At 47.1% G+C, this 19,245-nt stretch carries 18 protein-coding genes and 1 pseudogene; 6 read left to right on the top strand and 13 right to left on the bottom strand.

Annotated elements, in window-relative coordinates; genetic code table 11:
* Nucleotides 1-98 precede the first annotated feature (98 nt).
* A complete protein-coding gene (locus L0U89_RS03260) occupies nucleotides 99-545 on the bottom strand; it encodes a hypothetical protein (RefSeq protein WP_234860208.1) in 447 nt (148 codons plus the stop codon).
* A gap of 187 nt (nucleotides 546-732) precedes the next feature.
* Here L0U89_RS03260 and L0U89_RS03255 point away from each other — a divergent pair, with 187 nt between their 5' ends.
* A complete protein-coding gene (locus L0U89_RS03255) occupies nucleotides 733-1,068 on the top strand; it encodes a zinc ribbon domain-containing protein YjdM (protein ID WP_234860207.1) in 336 nt (111 codons plus the stop codon).
* Nucleotides 1,069-1,365: 297 nt separating this feature from the next.
* On the opposite strand, the pseudogene L0U89_RS03250 reads toward L0U89_RS03255, so the two are convergent.
* Both L0U89_RS03250 and L0U89_RS03245 read right to left on the bottom strand, forming a co-directional pair.
* Nucleotides 1,366-1,545 (bottom strand): annotated as a pseudogene (locus tag L0U89_RS03250) (gfo/Idh/MocA family oxidoreductase); the annotation flags it as partial.
* 206 nt (nucleotides 1,546-1,751) lie between these two features.
* Nucleotides 1,752-2,198, bottom strand: a complete 447-nt coding sequence (locus tag L0U89_RS03245; RefSeq protein ID WP_234860206.1) for a hypothetical protein — start codon at nucleotides 2,196-2,198, stop codon at nucleotides 1,752-1,754.
* Nucleotides 2,199-2,386: 188 nt separating this feature from the next.
* Between L0U89_RS03245 and L0U89_RS03240 the strand changes: the two genes are divergently transcribed.
* The gene (locus L0U89_RS03240) at nucleotides 2,387-2,722 is read left to right on the top strand and encodes a zinc ribbon domain-containing protein YjdM (protein ID WP_234860205.1); all 336 of its coding nucleotides are present in this window, start codon (nucleotides 2,387-2,389) and stop codon (nucleotides 2,720-2,722) included.
* A 57-nt stretch (nucleotides 2,723-2,779) separates the two neighbouring features.
* On the opposite strand, the gene L0U89_RS03235 is transcribed toward L0U89_RS03240, so the two are convergent.
* The 10 genes from L0U89_RS03235 to pdxA all read right to left on the bottom strand — a co-directional run bounded on the left by L0U89_RS03235 (nucleotide 2,780) and on the right by pdxA (nucleotide 13,683).
* The gene (locus L0U89_RS03235) at nucleotides 2,780-3,391 is read right to left on the bottom strand and encodes a hypothetical protein (protein ID WP_234860204.1); all 612 of its coding nucleotides are present in this window, start codon (nucleotides 3,389-3,391) and stop codon (nucleotides 2,780-2,782) included.
* Between the two features lie 298 nt (nucleotides 3,392-3,689).
* A complete protein-coding gene (locus L0U89_RS03230; protein WP_234860203.1) occupies nucleotides 3,690-4,739 on the bottom strand; it encodes a hypothetical protein in 1,050 nt (349 codons plus the stop codon).
* Nucleotides 4,740-4,885: 146 nt separating this feature from the next.
* Nucleotides 4,886-7,519, bottom strand: coding sequence for a valine--tRNA ligase (locus L0U89_RS03225; RefSeq protein WP_234860202.1), 2,634 nt, complete (start codon nucleotides 7,517-7,519; stop codon nucleotides 4,886-4,888).
* A gap of 150 nt (nucleotides 7,520-7,669) precedes the next feature.
* The gene (gene accC, locus L0U89_RS03220; protein ID WP_234860201.1) at nucleotides 7,670-9,019 is read right to left on the bottom strand and encodes an acetyl-CoA carboxylase biotin carboxylase subunit; all 1,350 of its coding nucleotides are present in this window, start codon (nucleotides 9,017-9,019) and stop codon (nucleotides 7,670-7,672) included.
* Nucleotides 9,020-9,045: 26 nt separating this feature from the next.
* The gene (accB, locus tag L0U89_RS03215; RefSeq protein WP_234860200.1) at nucleotides 9,046-9,528 is read right to left on the bottom strand and encodes an acetyl-CoA carboxylase biotin carboxyl carrier protein; all 483 of its coding nucleotides are present in this window, start codon (nucleotides 9,526-9,528) and stop codon (nucleotides 9,046-9,048) included.
* Between the two features lie 102 nt (nucleotides 9,529-9,630).
* Nucleotides 9,631-10,194: an elongation factor P gene (gene efp / locus L0U89_RS03210; protein WP_040478393.1), complete on the bottom strand. Its 564-nt coding sequence runs from the start codon at nucleotides 10,192-10,194 to the stop codon at nucleotides 9,631-9,633.
* Between the two features lie 30 nt (nucleotides 10,195-10,224).
* A complete protein-coding gene (locus tag L0U89_RS03205; protein WP_234860199.1) occupies nucleotides 10,225-11,223 on the bottom strand; it encodes a beta-ketoacyl-ACP synthase III in 999 nt (332 codons plus the stop codon).
* Between the two features lie 317 nt (nucleotides 11,224-11,540).
* Nucleotides 11,541-11,732, bottom strand: a complete 192-nt coding sequence (rpmF, locus tag L0U89_RS03200) for a 50S ribosomal protein L32 (protein WP_081610429.1) — start codon at nucleotides 11,730-11,732, stop codon at nucleotides 11,541-11,543.
* 18 nt (nucleotides 11,733-11,750) lie between these two features.
* Nucleotides 11,751-12,326 carry a YceD family protein gene (locus L0U89_RS03195; RefSeq protein ID WP_234860198.1) on the bottom strand — a complete coding sequence of 192 codons (576 nt, stop codon included), beginning with the start codon at nucleotides 12,324-12,326 and terminating at the stop codon, nucleotides 11,751-11,753.
* Between the two features lie 328 nt (nucleotides 12,327-12,654).
* Complete coding sequence (pdxA, locus tag L0U89_RS03190) at nucleotides 12,655-13,683, bottom strand: 4-hydroxythreonine-4-phosphate dehydrogenase PdxA (RefSeq protein WP_234860197.1); 1,029 nt, start codon at nucleotides 13,681-13,683, stop codon at nucleotides 12,655-12,657.
* A 183-nt stretch (nucleotides 13,684-13,866) separates the two neighbouring features.
* Here pdxA and rsmA point away from each other — a divergent pair, with 183 nt between their 5' ends.
* The 4 genes from rsmA to L0U89_RS03170 all read left to right on the top strand — a co-directional run bounded on the left by rsmA (nucleotide 13,867) and on the right by L0U89_RS03170 (nucleotide 19,235).
* On the top strand, nucleotides 13,867-14,649 hold the full coding sequence (gene rsmA / locus L0U89_RS03185; protein ID WP_234860434.1) for a 16S rRNA (adenine(1518)-N(6)/adenine(1519)-N(6))-dimethyltransferase RsmA: 783 nt from the start codon (nucleotides 13,867-13,869) through the stop codon (nucleotides 14,647-14,649).
* Complete coding sequence (mgtE, locus tag L0U89_RS03180) at nucleotides 14,637-16,004, top strand: magnesium transporter (RefSeq protein ID WP_008623384.1); 1,368 nt, start codon at nucleotides 14,637-14,639, stop codon at nucleotides 16,002-16,004. The genes rsmA and mgtE overlap by 13 nt, the downstream gene beginning before the upstream one ends.
* Before the next feature lie 324 nt (nucleotides 16,005-16,328).
* A complete protein-coding gene (locus L0U89_RS03175) occupies nucleotides 16,329-16,937 on the top strand; it encodes a hypothetical protein (protein ID WP_234860196.1) in 609 nt (202 codons plus the stop codon).
* A gap of 384 nt (nucleotides 16,938-17,321) precedes the next feature.
* Nucleotides 17,322-19,235, top strand: coding sequence for a sialate O-acetylesterase (locus L0U89_RS03170; RefSeq protein WP_234860195.1), 1,914 nt, complete (start codon nucleotides 17,322-17,324; stop codon nucleotides 19,233-19,235).
* The last annotated feature ends 10 nt before the right edge of the window (nucleotides 19,236-19,245 follow it).

Raw genomic sequence — 19,245 nt, 5'->3', positions numbered from 1 at the left:
TTCAGGACGATTTTCTGGCAATTCGATCAAAAAAAAATCGCAAATGCTTTCGGATTTCGAAAACACCTGCGATTGAGGTTGATGAACAGTGTCTTTACTCAAATTCTAATTTTCAAAGTGATTGAAGGAACTGCTCTCGGCAGGTTTCCGGCATATTTTGGGAGATATATCGGCTCGTTGGTGAAACTCAATGCCGCGGCTTTTTTCTTGTTTTTACCAGCGCTGATAAGGAGTGGGATGCTGCCGACAACTGATAATCCGCCGACCCACATCATCACGGTGCCTGCTGCAAAGCCATCTTCCGCGCCTGAGGAGCAATTTCCTCCAATGCATGAGGTTAATTGGTCTAAACCGCTTACGGCCATCAATGTGCCTCCGATCGAAAACAAGACAATTCCGCCTCCCAAAAGGATGGCACCAGCTTTTGTCTTTTTTCGGCTTTTTTCCAGATAGTCTTGTTTGGTCATTTCTTGGGCACTAGCAATGAAGGGTGTTGACACCAACAATGCTGAAATCAGGAAAGCTAAAGCAATGTGTGTTTTCATGGTTATTTGGGTTTTGGGATGGGAAAAATCTCGAACTTTTTTGCAGAATATTGACGATGATTTTCTTGTAAATCATTGATAATAAATATACTAAAAATGGTTTGAAGATACCTTTGATAAGTAATTTTTCATTCTCGAAGGGTCAAAAATAAACTTCCATTCCCCGAAAAACGCCCTGCTTTATCCCATGGAAAAAATACCCGCTTGCCCCGCCTGCAGTTCACTTTGTGGATATGAAATCGACGGCAAACTCGTTTGTCCCGAATGTGGATTTGAATGGGTGGCAGAAGTTGCGGAAGAAATTGGAGCATTTGTCGTGAAAGATGCAAACAGCAATATCCTGGCTGATGGCGATACGGTAGTCGTGGTCAAAGACCTGCCCGTCAAAGGTGCAGTGAAAGCGATCAAAGCCGGTACCAAAGTCAAAAATATCCGCTTGGTCGAAGGTGACCACAATATCGACTGCAAAATCGAAGGTTTCGGTGCGATGGCATTGAAGTCTGAGTTCGTGCGAAAGGGATAAAAAAATATTCATCCCTTGGATCGAATCCAAAGGATGAATATTTGCTAAGCTTCTTTCTTATTCTTCCCCGATTTTCCGAAGCGAAAATTTATACCCTTGCACTACGGCGATGGCGTAAAATACCAGGTCGATGCCACTGAAGGTTCCGATCATCACATCCGGCAAAAAGGAATAATAGAATAGAAACAGGGTATCGATATATCCCTGGCTTTCCTGATTGGCAACAAAGCCGATGATGATCAGGAAATTCCCCAACATACAGCTCAACAACGCAATCACCGCCCCACTGATGCCAAAAACCGGATCTATTCCCTTGCCTCCGGCGCCGATGGTCGCGAGATTGAGATGGTCAGAAGGGGCAGTGAAGCCGAAACCTCCCAGAACATGTCTTGGGACGATAAAAATCGAGGAGGCGATTGCTGCGTTATTGATAAAATCCCCTCTTGACTGTTCTGTAGTCTTTTTGGATGGTTTCATGGGTAAAGTTTTATTGACTCAATGATGTTGGAAGATCGGGGCTGAGGGAGGAAAAAGCAATTGAAATTATAAAAGGATTTGCCTTTGGATTGGGAACTCTAAACCTTCAGGACGATTTTCCGGCAATTCAATCAACAAAAAAAAATCGCAAATGCTTTCGGATTTCGAAAACACCTGCGATTGAGAATTATAAAAAGAAACTTCGCCTAAATCCGGATTTTCAAAGTGATTGAAGGAACCGCCCTCGGCAGGTTTCCGGCATATTTTGGGACATATATCGGTTCATTGGAGAAACTCATTTCCGCGGCTTTTTTCCTGTTGTTCCCAGCGCTGATGAAGAGCGGAATGCTGGCTGCGGCGGACAGTGCACCAATCAATATCATCACGCCACCTGCTTCAACTCCATTTCCCGCCGTCTGGGAACAATTCAAACCAATACAGGTGATAGTGTAACTGACTGTATTGGTGGCTATTACAATCGCCCCGACACCTACAAAGGCTGTTCCTCCTCCCAACAGGATGAACCCCGTTCTTTTCTGTTTTCGGCTTTTTTCCAGATAGCCTTGTTTGGTCATTTCTTGGGCACTAGCAATGAAGGGTGTTGACACCAACAATGCTGAAATCAGGAAAGCTAAAGCAATGTGTGTTTTCATGGTTATTTGGGTTTTGGGATGGGAAAAATCTCGAACTTTTTTGCGGAATATTGACGATGATTTTCTTGTAAATCATTGATAATAAATATACTAAAAATGGTTTGAAGATACCTTTGATAAGTAATTTTTCGTTCTCGAAGGATCAAAAATAAACTTCCATTCCCCAAAAAACGCTCTACATTTACCACATGGAAAAAAAACCTCCTTGCCCTGCCTGCAATTCACTTTATGGATATGAAATGGACGGAAAACTCGTTTGTCCCGAATGTGGATTTGAATGGGTGGCAGAAGTTGCCGGAGAAATTGGAGCATTTGTCGTGAAAGATGCAAACGGCAATATCCTGGCTGACGGCGATACGGTAGTCGTGGTCAAGGACCTTCCCGTCAAAGGTGCAGTGAAAGCGATCAAAGCCGGTACCAAAGTCAAAAATATCCGCTTGGTCGAAGGTGACCACAATATCGACTGCAAAATCGAAGGTTTCGGTGCGATGGCATTGAAGTCTGAGTTTGTGCGAAAGGGATAAAAAAAAATTCATCCCTTGGATCGAATCTAAAGGATGAATTTTTGCTAAGATTCTTTCTTATTCTTCCCCGATTTTCCGAAACGAAAATTTATACCCTTGCACTACGGCGATGGCGTAAAACACCAGGTCGATACCACTAAATGTCTCCATCATGACATCAGGCAGGTAGGAATAGTCGAACAGGAAAAGTGTCTCGATGTATCCGAGGTTTTCTTGATTGGAGAGAAATCCGATCACGCTGAAGAAATTTCCCAATAAGCAGCTCGACAAGGCAATGATAGCGCCACTGATACCGAATATTTGGTCGATTCCTTTCCCCATCTGCCTAATTGCGAGTCCCACGCCGAAGCCAATGGCCAGCGCCATATACCCGATTTGGAAGCCGGTCGCTACGGTAATTACTCCCCACAGGATTGCCCCCAAGGATCCGGCAATGATGCCCGCGGAAAGACCCAGCGGCAGATTTTGTTCACCCCGCAGTTCGGATAAAGGAGCTACGAAACGTCCATTTGACTCCTGTAGTTTGACGTTTCCGTCTTCGGAGAAATCAGGGCATTCGCTCTCGAAAGCAGCAACCTCCCCGGTGAGGGCACAGACCAGTCCATGTTCGGCATCAAATCTGCGGTTTACGCATTGCCTGCAAAATTGCAGTTGTTCTTCTCTTGTCATAGTGTGGGAAAATGGGGTAAAAACGGGTTTTGGCTTCACAAAAAAATGCTCTTGTGCCAAGTAGGTGATCAGCAGTAAAAGAATTCTTTTTGTGTGGTGCCTAAGATTGTAAAAATCGCGATTCAAGTCAATAGCTTGTGCGGGGTATTTTTAGTTTTTAGGGAAACAGGAACGAAAAAATAGAAAGACCCTTTTCCAAAAGGGTCCATTAACGAGCAATAGATCGTAAACAGTGTATCCCGAAGCTTCCAGCCTATCTATTTTTCAAATTGAGTATACTTTAAATTCACCTGATTATTTACTTCGGCTCAACCAAAATCTCAAAATCATCAAAAAATGCCTGTCCTTTGGTTCCGGGCATCATGACGGCGAACGGAATGAGGAAAATTGTTTTTCTCGTAAAATTCGGAAGCTGTAATTCCAACACATGATTTTCCAATTTTCCATTTACGGGGTTAGGTTCTGTGGTCAGCGTATGGGATTCATTGACAGAGGCTCCTGTTGTGCCGATTTTTGTATCGTAAACCCTCATAGCAATAGCTACCCCAGGTCCTTCCAAATTTTCCGCATTGACTTTTGTACGCAAAATCACCGTGGCGCCTTCGGGGATATTGGGAACTTCGAGCTGTTTGTAGATATAGCCTGTATTTTGGCCATTTCCTGTAGAAGAAATTCCCAAAAACGTGGTGCTTGAATTCGGATGAATTCCTCTTGATACTGCGTAATTGCCATTATCGTTAGAGAAACTCCAAAAGGGGTCAGATAACTCATTTTTGAAAAAAACCGGATTTTCTGCAAAATTTTGCCCAAAATCAATGCACTGTTCGTTGGCAGCTAATCTGTCAAATAACTCATCTAGATAATATTCCCGAAGCTCAGGTTCATTTTCCTTGTATAGGGAAATTTGATTTACTACCTCAGTCATCATACTCAGATACCGACCGTTGCACATTTTAGTCTCATCATGAGGCAGATTTAAAAATGCGTGCCCCAATTCATGAAAAAAAAGACTTTCACGGTCCAAGTCAGATTTTGAGGACCATCCACAAGTTGGATTTTTGGAAATAAGCACGGTTCTTCTTCCTGTTTGAGGATTCCTGTTGTAGCCAATTCCACAGTAAGTAGTATTGTCTGAGAGCCGGATTTCATCGACGTAGGCAATGTCCAAGCCTGAAAAATTGAAATTATAGCCTCTCCGTTTCGCCTCCGTTTCAAATCTGTCCAGGAAAATCTTCAGGTCCGGGAATTCCTCTTGGGTGATATCAGGAGTATTTTCCTCAGACTGATCACAGGCTTGAAAACCCATAAAGACAACAAAAATCAAGGCGAGTTTAAAAGAATTTCTCATGGAGAACAGATTTGAAAGTGTAACATGTATGTTTACACGGTTAAACTTAATTTATTGTTCTTAAACATAAAGTAATAAAGACAAAAAACCACCACACAACTTCCCGTTGAGTGGTGGTTTCCAATTCTTTGATTTCTAAATAGCAATTAGGATAGCTTCGCCAGCGACTCTTCCAATGTCTTGATTTTGGCTTCGGCGTCGGCTTGTTTTTTGCGCTCCGTTTCGACCACGGCAGCAGGTGCCGAGCTTACAAAGCGCTCGTTTTCCAATTTTTTCATCACCGTTGCCAAAAAGCCTTTGGTGTATTCCAATTCCTTGCTCAGGTTTTCGCGTTCTTTTTCGACATCCACTTCAGCCGCCATTGGGATAAAGCATTCGTCTGCCTTGACCACAAAGCTGATCGCGTTGTCGACCTTTTCCCCGAATTGGAGTTCCGAAAGGTTCGCCAGTTTCTTCAGCACGGCCTCGAATTTTTGGTACAACCCAGGCTGCTTGGTATTGATGGCGAGGCTGAGGCTTTCCTTTGGGGAAATGCCTTTCGCGTTGCGTGTATTCCGGACCTGTGACACGACCTCGAATACCTGACTGGCTTCAACAATCGGTTTTTCGTCAAAGGATTTCGCAGTTGGCCAAGACGATATGATCAAGGCTTCCGCGGTAGACCTTTCCCTCATCTGCTGCCACAGTTCCTCGGTGAGGAAAGGCATGAAGGGATGCAGGATTTTGAGGATATCTTCGAAAAGCCCAATTGTTTTGTCCAAGGTCGGCCTGTCGATAGGCTGTTGGTAGGCTGGTTTGATCATTTCCAAGTACCAAGAGCAGAAATCATCCCATACCAATTTATAGGTGGCCATCAGCGCATCGGAAATCCTGAACTTGTCGAAATGGTCCTCGATTTCGGCTAGCGCCTGTTGGAACCGGTTTTCAAACCAGTCGATCGATGCTGCATTGGCATCACCGCTAGCGTTTTCGTCGATTTCCCAGCCCTTTACAAGACGGAAAGCATTCCAGATCTTGTTGGCGAAGTTCCGGCCTTGCTCGACGAGTTTTTCGTCAAAGGGAAGGTCATTGCCGGCAGGGGAGGAGAAGAGCATTCCCGTCCTGACGCCGTCCGCTCCATAATTGGCGATAAGGTCCAATGGATCCGGAGAATTGCCCAGCGACTTGGACATTTTCCGGCCCAATTTGTCGCGCACGATGCCCGTGAGGTAGACGTTTCTGAATGGCTTTTCACCCAGGTATTCGTATCCAGCGATGATCATCCGCGCCACCCAGAAGAAAAGGATTTCGGGGGCCGTCACCAGATCGTTGGTAGGATAGTAGTACTTGAGGTCTTCATTCGGCTTTCCGGTCGAAAACACGTCTGTATCGAAAACCGAAATCGGCCATAGCCAAGACGAAAACCAGGTGTCCAACACGTCCTCGTCCTGCTTGAGCTCTTCGATTGCGAAATTGGTACCGAACTTGGCATTGGCGATCTCAAGGGCTGTTTCTTTGGTTTTGGCCACCACAAACTCTCCGTTCGGCAGATAGAAAGCGGGGATTTGGTGGCCCCACCAGAGTTGCCGGGAAATGCACCAATCGCGTACATTTTCCATCCATGCCCTGTACATGTTCTTGAACTTGGGTGGATACAATTGGATGACATCGTCCATCACCGCGCTCAACGCGGGTTTGGTGATTTCCTCCATTTTCAAAAACCACTGCAGGGAAAGCTTCGGTTCGATGACCGCATCTGTCCGCTCTGAATGGCCCACGTTGGATTTGTAGTCTTCTATTTTTTCCAACTGACCGATTTCGTCGAGCAGCTTGCCTATCTTTTTCCGCGCTATGAATCGGTCCTCACCGACAAGGATTTGGGCTTTTTCATTGAGCTTGCCATCGTCGTTGAGGATGTCGATAACGGGGAGTCTGTGTTTGATTCCCAGTTCGTAGTCGTTGACGTCGTGGGCCGGGGTGACTTTCAGGCAGCCGGTACCAAATTCCATATCCACGTACTCGTCTTCGATGATGGGAACTGCGCGGTTGATCAATGGAATTATGGCCTTTTTCCCCTTCAAATGGGCAAATCGCAGGTCATTGGGATTGATACAGATGGCTACATCGGCCATGATGGTTTCGGGCCGGGTGGTGGCGATGGTCAAATATTCCGCCTCCGATCCTTCGATTTTGTAGCGGATGTAGTAAAGTTTGGAGGAAATCTCCTTCATGATCACCTCGTCATCCGACAAGGCGGTCTTGCCCTGCGGGTCCCAATTGACCATGCGGACGCCACGGTAAATTTTTCCTTTGTTGTACAGATCGACGAAAACCGAGATCACCGCATCGCTGAGGTCGGGGTCCATGGTAAACTTGGTACGATCCCAATCGCAGGATGCACCGAGCTTTTTGAGTTGCTCGAGGATAATGCCGCCGTACTTTTCCTTCCATTCCCAGGAATACTTGAGGAATTCCTCCCGGGTGATCGATTTTTTGTCGATTCCCCTTTCTTTCAGCATGGAAACGACCTTGGCTTCTGTAGCGATGGACGCGTGGTCAGTCCCGGGTACCCAGCAGGCGTTTTTGCCTTGCATGCGGGCCTTTCTGATCAATACGTCTTGGATCGTATTGTTGAGCATATGGCCCATGTGCAGGACGCCCGTCACGTTGGGCGGGGGAATGACGATGGTATAGGGTTCTTTGGAAGGATCAACTTTGGATGAAAAAAAACCATTGGCCATCCAATAGGCGTACCATTTGGCTTCGGCTTCTGCGGGGTTATATTTAGTTGCTAACGACATCGATGATTTGAAAGGCTTTTCGAGGCGCAAAATTAAGGTTTTTTCCCAAGACCCTGTCGATTTGTGCCAAAGCATGTCAGCAGGTTTGGGTTTTTTCCAACAAAAAAGCCCAGACACAGGTCCGGGCTCCATTTATCCTTTTTTGTTTGCCTAGGCTTTGATCACAGAGAAATCAAAGGTCTCAAGGAACTTCGTAGTGAAGTTTCCTTTTCTGAAGTCGACGTTGTCCAAGAGCGCAATATGGAAGGGGATGGTGGTTTTGATGCCATCGATCACAAATTCCTCCAAGGCGCGCTTCATCCTGACGATTACCTCTTCCCTTGATTGTCCCCTGACGATCAGCTTGGCGATCATGGAGTCATAGTTCGGTGGAATGACGTAACCTGCATACACGTGGCTGTCGACCCGTACGCCCTTTCCTCCCGGCATGTGGAGGTTAAGGATTTTACCTGGGCTTGGCCTGAAACCGTTGGCGGGGTCCTCGGCATTGATTCGGCATTCCATGGAATACAGTTTCGGAAAATAATTCCTGCCGGAGATTTTCTCACCCGCCGCCACTTTGATTTGTTCCTTGATCAAGTCAAAATCAGTGACTTCCTCGGTAATGGGATGCTCCACCTGGATACGGGTGTTCATCTCCATAAAGTAGAAGTTGCGGTTTTTGTCGACCAAAAATTCGATTGTTCCCGCGCCTTCATAGGCAATGGCTTCTGCACCTTTGATGGCTGCTTTGCCCATGGCTTCCCGGAGTTCGTCGGTCATGAAGGGAGAAGGGGTTTCCTCCACCAGTTTTTGGTGCCTTCTTTGAATGGAACAGTCCCTTTCTGAGAGATGGCAAGCCCTTCCTGTGCTGTCACCGACGATTTGGATTTCGATATGGCGGGGCTCCTCAACGAATTTTTCGAGATAAAGCCCGTCGTTTCCGAAGGCTGCACCCGCTTCTTGCCGGGCGTCGTCCCAGGCTTTTTTGAATTCACTTTCGGACTTCACGATCCGCATACCGCGTCCGCCACCACCGGCTGTGGCCTTTAGGATGACTGGGTAGCCCATTTCGTTGGCGATCTTGACGCCCTGTTCGATGCTTTCCAATAGTCCTTCCGAACCCGGGATTGTCGGCACGCCTGCTTCCTTCATGGTCGCTTTGGCGGTCGCTTTGTCTCCCATTTTATTGATCATCTCAGGGCTTGCACCGATGAACTTGATGCCGTATTCCTCACAAATTCTGGAGAACTCGGCATTTTCGGACAGGAATCCATAGCCGGGATGGATAGCGTCAGCATTGGTGATTTCGGCTGCCGCGATGATTCTGGGTATGTTGAGATAGGATTCCCTGCTTGGGGGAGGTCCGATACAGACTGCCTCATCCGCAAAACGGACGTGGAGGCTGTCTTTGTCGGCGGTGGAGTAGACGGCCACGGTCTTGATGCCCATTTCCTTGCAGGAACGGATCACCCTCAGGGCAATTTCTCCACGATTCGCTATAAGTATTTTCTTGAACACGGGATTTCGGGTTGGTGATACAAAAATTATCCTGCTGGGTCTACAAGGAAAAGCGGCTGGTCATATTCGACTGGGGTTGCGTTTTCGACAAGTATCTTGACAATCTTTCCGGACACCTCGGATTCGATTTCATTGAAAAGCTTCATGGCTTCGATAATGCATACGGTCTGTCCCGCGGATACGGTATCCCCAACGTTCACAAAATTGTCCGAATCCGGATTGGGAGTTCTGTAGAATGTACCAATCATCGGGGATTTGATCTCGACGTATCTGGAGGTATCTTCTTTGGCTGGCGCAGGGGCAGGTGCGGGTGCAGCAGCTACAGGTGCCGCCGCCACAGGTTGGGCGACTGCTACGGGTGCTGCCATCGGGAGCGTCTCAACCTTTACAGTTGGCGCTTCTGCGTATTTTTTGATTGACAATTTGAATTCTTCGGTTTCGATTTTGACTTCGGCGAGTCCTGAATTGGAAATGAAGTCAATTAAATCCTGGATTTCTTTTGCTTTCATGATTTTAGATTTTTGGACCCATTGGCTATTCTGGATCCTGTTAAGGTTGGTAATCAAACAAAGAAGCTATGTAATTTAACCAAATCACATAGCTTCCGGAAATTATTTTACTCTTTCGGAATAAGAACCATCCCGGGTATCCACCCTGATCATGATGTCCTGATCCACAAAAAGCGGCACCATCACTACCGCACCGGTCTCCAAAGTAGCTGGCTTCATGGCGTTTGTGGCTGTGTCACCCTTGATGCCGGGTTCTGTGTAGGTAATCATCAGTTCTACAAAAGGTGGAAGTTCCACGGAGAGCGGAGTCTCTGTTTCGGCATGTACCAATACATCTACCATTTGTCCTTCCTTCAGCAACTTGGGCCTTTCGATGAGTTTTTCCTGGATGGAAATCTGTTCGAAAGACTCAGTGTCCATGAAATTGTAGCCGAAGTCATCTTGGTAGATAAACTGGTGGGGTCTTTTCTCGACTCTGGCTGTGACGACTTTTTCACCCGCCGTGTAGGTTTTGTCCAGCACTTTGCCGGAGGTAAGACTCTTGAGTTTTGTTCTCACGAATGCGCCCCCTTTTCCGGGTTTCACGTGCTGGAAATCCACAATGGTGTAGATGTCATTGTTCATTTCAAGGCACAATCCGGTTTTGAAATCTGCTGTAGTTGCCATTATTCTTGTATCTCTAAATTGGTTATTGCTTTATTTTGGGTCATATCCCCACTTGAGGTAAATCGATCCCCAGGTGAAGCCGCCGCCGAAGGCAGCGAGAATGATGTTGTCCCCTTTCTTTAGCTGGGATTCATAGTCCCAAAGACAAAGCGGGAGCGTCCCTGCGGTTGTGTTGCCATAGCGCTCAATGTTGAGCATGACTTTTTCTGGGCCTATGCCCATGCGGTTGGCTGTGGCATCGATGATACGTTTGTTGGCTTGGTGGGGGACAAGCCATGCGATATCGTCTGCGACCAGTTGGTTCCGATCCATGATTTGGGCACTGACCTCGGCCATATTGGTTACTGCAAACTTAAATACCGTAGATCCTTCTTGGTAAGCATAATGTTCCCGTGCTGCGACTGTTTCCGCAGTGGCGGGCTTACGGCTTCCGCCTGCTTTCATATGTAGGTAAGGGGCGCCAGATCCGTCCGATAGCAAAAGGGAATCCATCACGCCGACTTCTTCCTCTGTGGGTTCCAATAGTACCGCGCCTCCGCCGTCGCCAAAAATGATGCAGGTAGCCCTGTCTTGGTAATCTATGATGGCCGACATTTTGTCTGCCCCAACGACGATAACTTTTTTATGCATGCCTGTTTCGATAAACTGGCTGCCCATGGTAAGGGCGTAAAGGAATCCCGAACAGGCAGCTGAGATGTCAAAACTGTAGCTTTTTGTCGCGCCCACGCCATCAGCGATGATATTGGCTGTGGCGGGAAAGGGCATGTCAGGCGTGACCGTCGCGCAAATGATGAGTTCGATGTCCTCTGGGTTGGTGTTGGTTTTTTCAAGCAAGCCTTTGACGGCATTGATCCCGATTACGGAGGTGCCTTTGTTTTCACCTTTTAGGATCCTCCTTTCCTTGATGCCTGTCCTGGTGACGATCCATTCGTCATTGGTGTCGACCATGGTTTCGAGCTCACGGTTGGTCAGGACGTAATCCGGAACCCATCCGTGTACGCCGGTAATGACTGCTCTGGTTTTTTTCATACTTGTGGTTTTGAAGGCATTTCCAAGAGAATGGATACCTCAGATGCTGGCTTATTTGAGAATGTCAAATCTTCGGTGATTAGGAGTCCCTGTTCCGAAGTCAAGGCGACAAAATTATCTAAAATGTCCATTTCCACCAAAGTTTTTTGGCTTTTGCGACTTCAGTCGAAAAATGGGCTCCTAGGGTCTGTTTTGGTATATTGCCATTCCCAAATCAATCGGGATTGTTTTTGGCGTTGCCGAACAGAACGGGCAACAAAAAAATCCATTCCGGTTTCCCAGAATGGATTCTTATATGGTTTTCAGTCGACCGTAAATTATGCAGTCGTTTCTTTTTCTTGGATCACTTGACCTTTGTAGTACAATTTGCCATCCAACCAGAATGCTCTGTGTGGCAGATGGAGTTCACCTGTGGTAGGGCATTTGTAAAGTCCTGGTGCTGTCAATTTATAGTGAGTTCTCCTTTTGTCCCTCCTGGTTGTCGAAATTTTGTGTTTAGGATGTGCCATTTCTATGTCTAATTAAGATTATTCGTCGTTTTTCAATTTTTTCAATATATCCCATCTAGGGTCTACTCTTTCTTCTTTTGATTCCTCTTCATCCGAGGGAATTTCATCTTCTTCCTCTAATTCGTCCATAAACGATTCGATTTCGGATTCGAATTCCTCATCCTCTTCCTCGTCTTCGGCTGTCCGATAATCCGGGTGGATCTTTTTTGCCGGCAAAGCCAAGAGAATGTACTCGTAGATCAACTGTGCCACGTTGACGCTCGGCGTGTCTTTGGTAATCATGAAGACATCTTCACTGATCTCCTCTTCTACGGGGCCGTATTTGTAAACCACCTTTTCGTGCAAGTCCAAAGGCTCGTCAAACGGTTCCAAACTCCGGTCACAAGTCAGGTTGACAGTGCCGTGGATATGGAAATCCACCTCCATCACCGAGACTGTTTTGGTAAGATTTACGTCAACTTCAATATTGGCGCCGTTGAGCCAATCATTTGCCTGATAGTGCTCGAAGAACTTGTCGCCTACCTCAAACTTGAAAGCGTGCCTGCCATCCTTTAGCCTGATGACATCGATTTCATATGCTTTGATGAGTTTCACGGCCTCGTTTCTTCAATCAAGATCGCAAATTTAGAGAAATGCTCCGGAAAAATAAAATTCGGCTTCAAATAATTTACAGGCATAAAACCCAAAGGGAATTTCAGTCCTCGTCTTTATAGCAAAGTCAATCGATTTTGGCTGTCAATGCTAGCGTCTTTAGTCGGACCGCTCACTTTATTTTCGTTATTGGTTATTGAGTTATTGAGTTAGAAGGTTGGAAAGTTATTAGGTTATTAAGTTATTGGTCATTGGTTATTGGGATTTCCGTTCTACCTACCCCTCTTGCTTCTTGTCTCTTGGTTCCCGCCTCTAATCTCTCGTTTCTCCCTCAACTTTCCCCACTCTCATCCCAACCGCCCCTGTGGCGGATGATGTCGTAGGCAGCGAGGACGGCTTCCCGCATAGAGCCTTCGTCGGCTTGGTTTTTTCCGGCAATGTTGTAAGCAGTGCCATGGTCCGGAGAGGTGCGTACTACAGGTAGTCCGGCCGTGAAATTGACCCCGGTCTCAAAAGCCATGGATTTGAAAGGAATCAGACCCTGGTCGTGGTACATGGCAAGGATGCCGTCAAACTTCTTATGCTGCAGCATGCCGAAAAACCCATCGGCGGGATAAGGTCCAAATACCAATTGCCCCTTGTCTTTGTATTCTTTGATCACCGGCTTGATGATGTTGTTTTCTTCGGTACCCAAAAGTCCTTCTTCGCCCGCATGGGGATTCAGACCGAGGACCGCGATTTTTGGTTTTCCTACGCCAAAATCATTCTTCAATGACTGCAGCATGATTTCAAGTTTGGATTTGATCCGATCTGCAGTCACCTGCTTGCTGACCTCGCTGAGTGGGAGATGGCCCGTCACCAAGCCCACGCGGATATCCTCCGAAACGAGGAACATCAGACTGTCTTTGACACCTAGCGCCTCGGTCAGGTATTCCGTGTGGCCTACAAACTTCACCGTCTCGGAATTGATATTGTGCTTATTGAGCGGAGCGGTGACAAGGGCTTCGATGCTGCCGTCTTTGAGGTCCTTGATGGCATGGTTGAGCGCCGCCAAGGCCAATTTTCCAGCTTCTTGGGTCTCCGCGCCGGGCATCACTTCGGGACTCTCCTCGACCACATTGATGAGATTGACTTTCTTGTGGTGGACTTCTTGGATGTTTTTGATCTGCATGAAGTTGAAATCCTCCAAACCGAGGTGTTTCCTGTAAAAAGTGATCGCTTTGCCGTGGGCATATATCAAAGGAGTCACCAATCTCAGGATGCGGTTGTCCATCAAAGCTTTCAAAGTGACTTCCGGTCCGATTCCGTTGATATCTCCGATACTGATTCCGATGACTGGCTTGTTTTTTCTTGGGTTCATGTATTTGATTGAAAAGAAACGTTGGAAAAAAGAGTTACACAAACAAAAACAAGCCAAAATCAGGCAACCGAAGGCCAAATCGGCTTGGCATCCATTCACCCTGCGGGTAAATTAATCCTATGCCTTTGTGATAATTCTCTTATTTTTGACCTGCAATTTATAGAAATAATTTTCATGGCGCACATCCAAAACGTCAAAGCCAAAAAACACCTTGGGCAGCATTTTCTCACCGATCTCAGTATCGCTGAGCGAATCGCCGGCAGCCTGACCGGGCATCAGGGGACCAACAAGGTCCTCGAGATCGGTCCGGGGATGGGTGTGTTGACGGATTTTTTGCTGCGCAAGGATTGGGATCTGTACCTGGTGGATGTCGACCATGAGTCCATCGTGTACCTACATGGGAAGTACCCCGACTTGGGCGAGCGAATCATCGAGGCGGATTATCTCCGCAAGGATTTCTCCCCGATCATGAACGGGCCTTACATCGTCGCTGGAAATTTTCCCTACAATATTTCCTCCCAGATTTTCTTCAAGGTCTTGGAGGAAAGAAACCAAGTGACCGAAGTGGTCTGCATGCTGCAGCGGGAAGTGGCGCAACGCATCGCATCCCCCAAAGGCAGCAAGGAATACGGCATTCTGTCGGTCTTGCTGCAGGCCTTCTATGATATAGAGTATCTTTTTACCGTACCGCCGGGCGTATTCAATCCGCCGCCCAAGGTTCATTCGGGTGTGATCCGATTGAAAAGGAACACGACCGAGCGACTTGCCTGTGATGAAAAGCTATTCTTCCGCGTCGTCAAGCAAGGTTTTGGCACCCGAAGAAAAACGCTCAGGAATTCCCTGAAGGCCTTGGGCCTGTCTGAGGAATTGAAATTGGATCCGGTCTTGGACCTGCGAGCCGAGCAACTCGACGTCGCGGATTTTGTGCAACTCACCCTTAAACTTCAGCCATCTTGGAACAAATAAAGTCATTTGAGCTGTCCAAGGAGTTTTTGGAGAGCTTGCAGGAAAACATCGAATCCCAACACAATGAGCTGATCATCCAATCGCTGGATGGGGCCAATGTGGCTGATATCGCCTCCCTGCTCGATGAGCTCAATATGGACGAGGCCATATATGTGCTGCGGCTTTTGAACCCTTCGATGGCTGCTGATATCCTGATCGAAATGGATGAAGATCCGCTCGGCATGGTCATCAAGGAGCTCGAGCCCACGGAGCTGGCCCTGCTGATCGACCAAATGGAGTCCGATGATGCTGCAGATATCCTGATCCTGATGCCTGCTAAGGAACGCGAGGATGTCATCAGTCACTTGCAGGAGCGGGAAAAGTCAGCCAACATCCTGGACCTCCTTCGCTACGACGAGGACTCTGCGGGCGGGTTGATGGCCAAGGAATTCATCAAAGCCAACAAAAACTGGAACGTGGTCCAGACCATTGAGGAGATCCGTCGCCAAGCCGAGAAGGTGGAGAAAATCTATTCGATCTATGTGGTAGACAATAGGCAGCATTTGCTGGGGCGGGTATCGCTGAAGAAAATCATTCTCTCCTCGGCAGATACCAAAATTTCCGACATCTATGAAAAGGAAATTATCTCCATCCCCACCCATATGGATGGGGAGCACGTCGCCGAAATCATGCGGAAATATGACTTGGAATCGGTACCCGTCGTCAACGCCAAAAACCGCCTTGTCGGCAGGATTACCGTCGATGATATCCTCGACTTGATGCGGGAACAGACTGACGAGGATATCCAGGCTATGACCGGTATCTCGGACGATATCGAGGAATCCGACTCCATCTTCAAGATTTCCAAAGCCCGGCTGCCGTGGTTGTTGATTGGGGTGATTGGGGGATTGCTGGGGGCGAAGATCATCGGCTTTTTTGAAGATGGCCTCAGCAGGTATATCGCACTGGCTTCCTTTATTCCGTTGGTAGCTGCTACGGGCGGAAACGTAGGCATACAGTCTTCATCCCTGGTGGTACAGACCTTGGCTTCCAAGTCCGTGTTTGACGATACACCTTGGCAGCGTTTTGTCAAGGGTGTGATGATTGCCCTGGTAAATGGCATCGTATTGGGTGGATTTGTGTTTTTGGTGGTGAAGTTTGTCTATGGATTCGACGCGATTTTTGGATTGACGATTGGATTGGCCATGTTCTGCGTGGTTTTGTTGGCATCCTTTATGGGTACGGTGACGCCTTTGGTACTCAACAAATTTGGCATCAACCCCGCAATCGCGTCAGGTCCCTTTATCACGACGGCCAATGACCTTTTGGGTCTTGCCGTGTACTTTGGTGTGGCGATGGCCCTGCTGAATATGTGAGCTGAGCAAACGGTGCTTACTTTCTTTATACCTTTTTATTTAGTGGAATTTGTAATTCCCCAGATCTCAAACTATATTCCGCTGTGGTGTTTGGTCCTGAATTCCGATTGCTTCCCCACGACTGTCGTGGATGGTGATGATGTTGGGGTGTAATTTCATCCGCTATGAATATCGGGATCCACCCAATCCACAATCAAAGGTCTATACCACAATGAGAGGGGGATCCGCAGCAGACCAGTTGTTAAAATTGCATAGTGTATATCCCCTTAGTCATAAAACTTTTGATTGGCGACGAATTCCAGGATTTCCAAATAAATTTTGACCATGAAACCAACTGTCTATTTCCTTTTCTTACTGTTGAACAGTTGCGTATCTAGATCAACAGAAATGACTGTCGCGTGTACATTGTCCTATTCGGTTCCAACTAATACGCTTTATACGAATATTGTTAGTTATAAAAATGATGTATATCTGTCTAGTGGTTCATACCTTAAAGTATACAAAATGGACTCTCTGGGAGTTTACCGTGATTGGACGCAAAATTTCTACAGTCTGTCCTCTATTTTGACAATAGATGATACTGTTTTCCTAGAAATGAATGATGACATGATAAGGAATGAAAAGGAATTACTAAAAAAAGAAATCATAAGCAAGTTTGATCCAGTAGACAGTATTGAATATGAAACCTTAGAAGACGAGTTTGAAATTAAGATGCACAATACAATCCCTTTAGTTTATAATAGGATTCAACAATCTAAAATTAGCCTGTTACCCCTGAAAGAAGAAGGGGGATGTTATAAACTTATCTATGTTTACGAGCCGAGAGAATTTTTATTATTACGTGAGGAAAGATTTAAATTACCGAATAGAATAGGTGATTTCCAATTATTTGAGTATTCATTCGCTTCAAATGAATTATTCCTTTGTTTTTGAATTATCAATCGACCGTATTCTGTGCGGTCGTAGAATGGGCTAGGTGCCAATACACCCCACATGGATGAAGTACGATTTGGGCTCTAGGAGTAACAAGCAATTACGCCTTTCCATCATGAAGAATTTGTAATTCCTTCGTTTAAAAACAATATTCCAATTCGACAACTTGTCTATCGAATGCAATTGCAAATTGGTTTTGATACCGGAGTGGAATTGCATCCGCGATGAATATCGGGATCCAACCAGTGCACAATCAAAAGTCTATACTACACAGATGGGTGGGAGTGTTCATTCTGGTTTTTTTTCTTCATTTTTTCTTTGGATAAGGAATATTGCGCCAATCGATTTGAATCGATATTTTCGCCTACCCAAAATCTACCTGACATGCGACATTCCTACTCGATTCTGATTTCTATTGTACTCTTTTTAGGCCTCTTTGGCTGTAAGTCGGAGGAAAAAACGGCAGAGGTTTTTATGCCCAAGTTTTTCACCGACCACATGGTGGTCCAGCGCAACCAACCCATCCGGGTATGGGGCGACGGTACGCCCGGGCAAAAGGTCGTCGGTACCTTCAACAACCAACAGAAGGATACCCGCGTCGATGCCGATGGCTATTGGCTGTTGGAGTTTGATGCACTCCCTGCCTCCGGGCCCTATGAACTCGACATCAACGGCAAAAAAATCCGCGATATCCAGGTCGGCGATGTATGGGTGGCTGGAGGTCAATCCAACATGGAATGGGTCATGAGTGGCGAGGTGGAAGGCCTGGCAGAAGAAGTTGCAGATGCCGAGTATCCCTTGATCCGGTTTTTCAAAATCCCCCACGATTACGATGCCAAGGCAAAGTATGATGTCCGGGGAGGACAATGGGTACAGGCAAGCGCAGACAATATCCTGAGCTTTTCGGCCGTAGCCTGGTTTTTTGCGAAGCGCCTGCATCTCGAAAAAGGCGTAGCGGTCGGCATCATCGAATCCAACTGGGGTGGTACGCCGGCACAGGGCTGGACCGCTGCGGAGAAACTGCTGGAAATGGACGCCTATCGGGACAAAGCCAAGGACGTGCTCGACCGGCAGGATTATTGGATTCAGGAGGTGATTGACAATAAAGTCCGGGAACTGAAACGCAACGACCTTGTCCTTGCTCCCCAAAACGGTGAAATCCAAGGTGTCGTCAATCCGGATTATGATGATTCGGCATGGCAGACGGTGAACCTGCCGGCAGACAATCCCCTGAAGGATATCGCATGGTTCAGGAAGAAATTCACCGTCAATCAGACTGAGGGCGTTAAGCTCAATCTGGGCGATATCCAGCAAATGGCGTACATCTACTTGAATGGAGGCCGGCTGCTGTTCAAGGATTTTGGGCAAAGCCTGGATGAGTTTATCATACCTGCAGGGATGCTCAAGAAAGGTGAAAACCTGCTGGCTGTCCGCATTGTCAATACTTGGAACAATGCCCCGGTTTTGGGCAAAGAAGGACAATTTTACGTCAAGGAAAGTAACCGCACGATCAGTCTTGAGGGACCTTGGAAGTTTTCCAATACGATTGAGGAATCCCTGCCTGTGGTCGAATGGCACAATTGGCTCCCGGGCATGATGTACAATGCCATGATAGCTCCCATTGTGAAGTATCCGATCGCGGGCGTCATTTGGTACCAAGGCGAAAGCAATACCGGGGAGCATGCCCACTACCGCCAGCTTTTTGGCACGATGATCCAAAACTGGCGCGAAAGCTGGGGAATCGGGGATTTTCCTTTCCTATTTGTACAGCTCGCCAACTTTATGGAAAGAAAGCCCATCCAGCCCGATTCCAATTGGGCCTTTCTCCGGGAAGCACAGACCCAGGCGCTGGAGCTCCCCAAAACCGGTATGGCAGTGACCATTGATATCGGTGAAGCGGACGACATTCATCCTAGGAATAAAAAAGACGTCGGTCTCAGACTTTGGCAAGCGGCACGAAAGGTAGCCTATGGGGAGGAAGTGGTCCACTCCGGACCGATGCTCAAATCAGCCAAGGTAGAGGGAGGAAAAGTGCTCCTAGAATTGGACCATGTGGGAGAGGGGCTTGTGCTTTCTGATGGCGGCAAATCAGTCAAGGGTTTTATCTTGGCTGGTTCCGATGGGAATTTTGTTCTGGCAAAGGCTGAGATAACCGGCAAGGACCAAATCACCGTCTCCCATTCCGGCATCAAGTCCCCGACAGAAATCCGCTATGCTTGGGCAGACAATCCCGAGGTGAATCTCTACAATTCTGAAAAGCTCCCCGCGGTGCCGTTTAGGAAGACCTTGGGCGAATGATTTCCAGTAA

The sequence above is a fragment of the Mariniradius sediminis genome (assembly GCF_021491425.1).
GTDB classification, from domain to species: domain Bacteria; phylum Bacteroidota; class Bacteroidia; order Cytophagales; family Cyclobacteriaceae; genus Mariniradius; species Mariniradius saccharolyticus.
The sequence above is the reverse complement of the archived record's forward strand: the minus strand, read 5'-3'. Positions and strand labels throughout refer to the sequence as shown.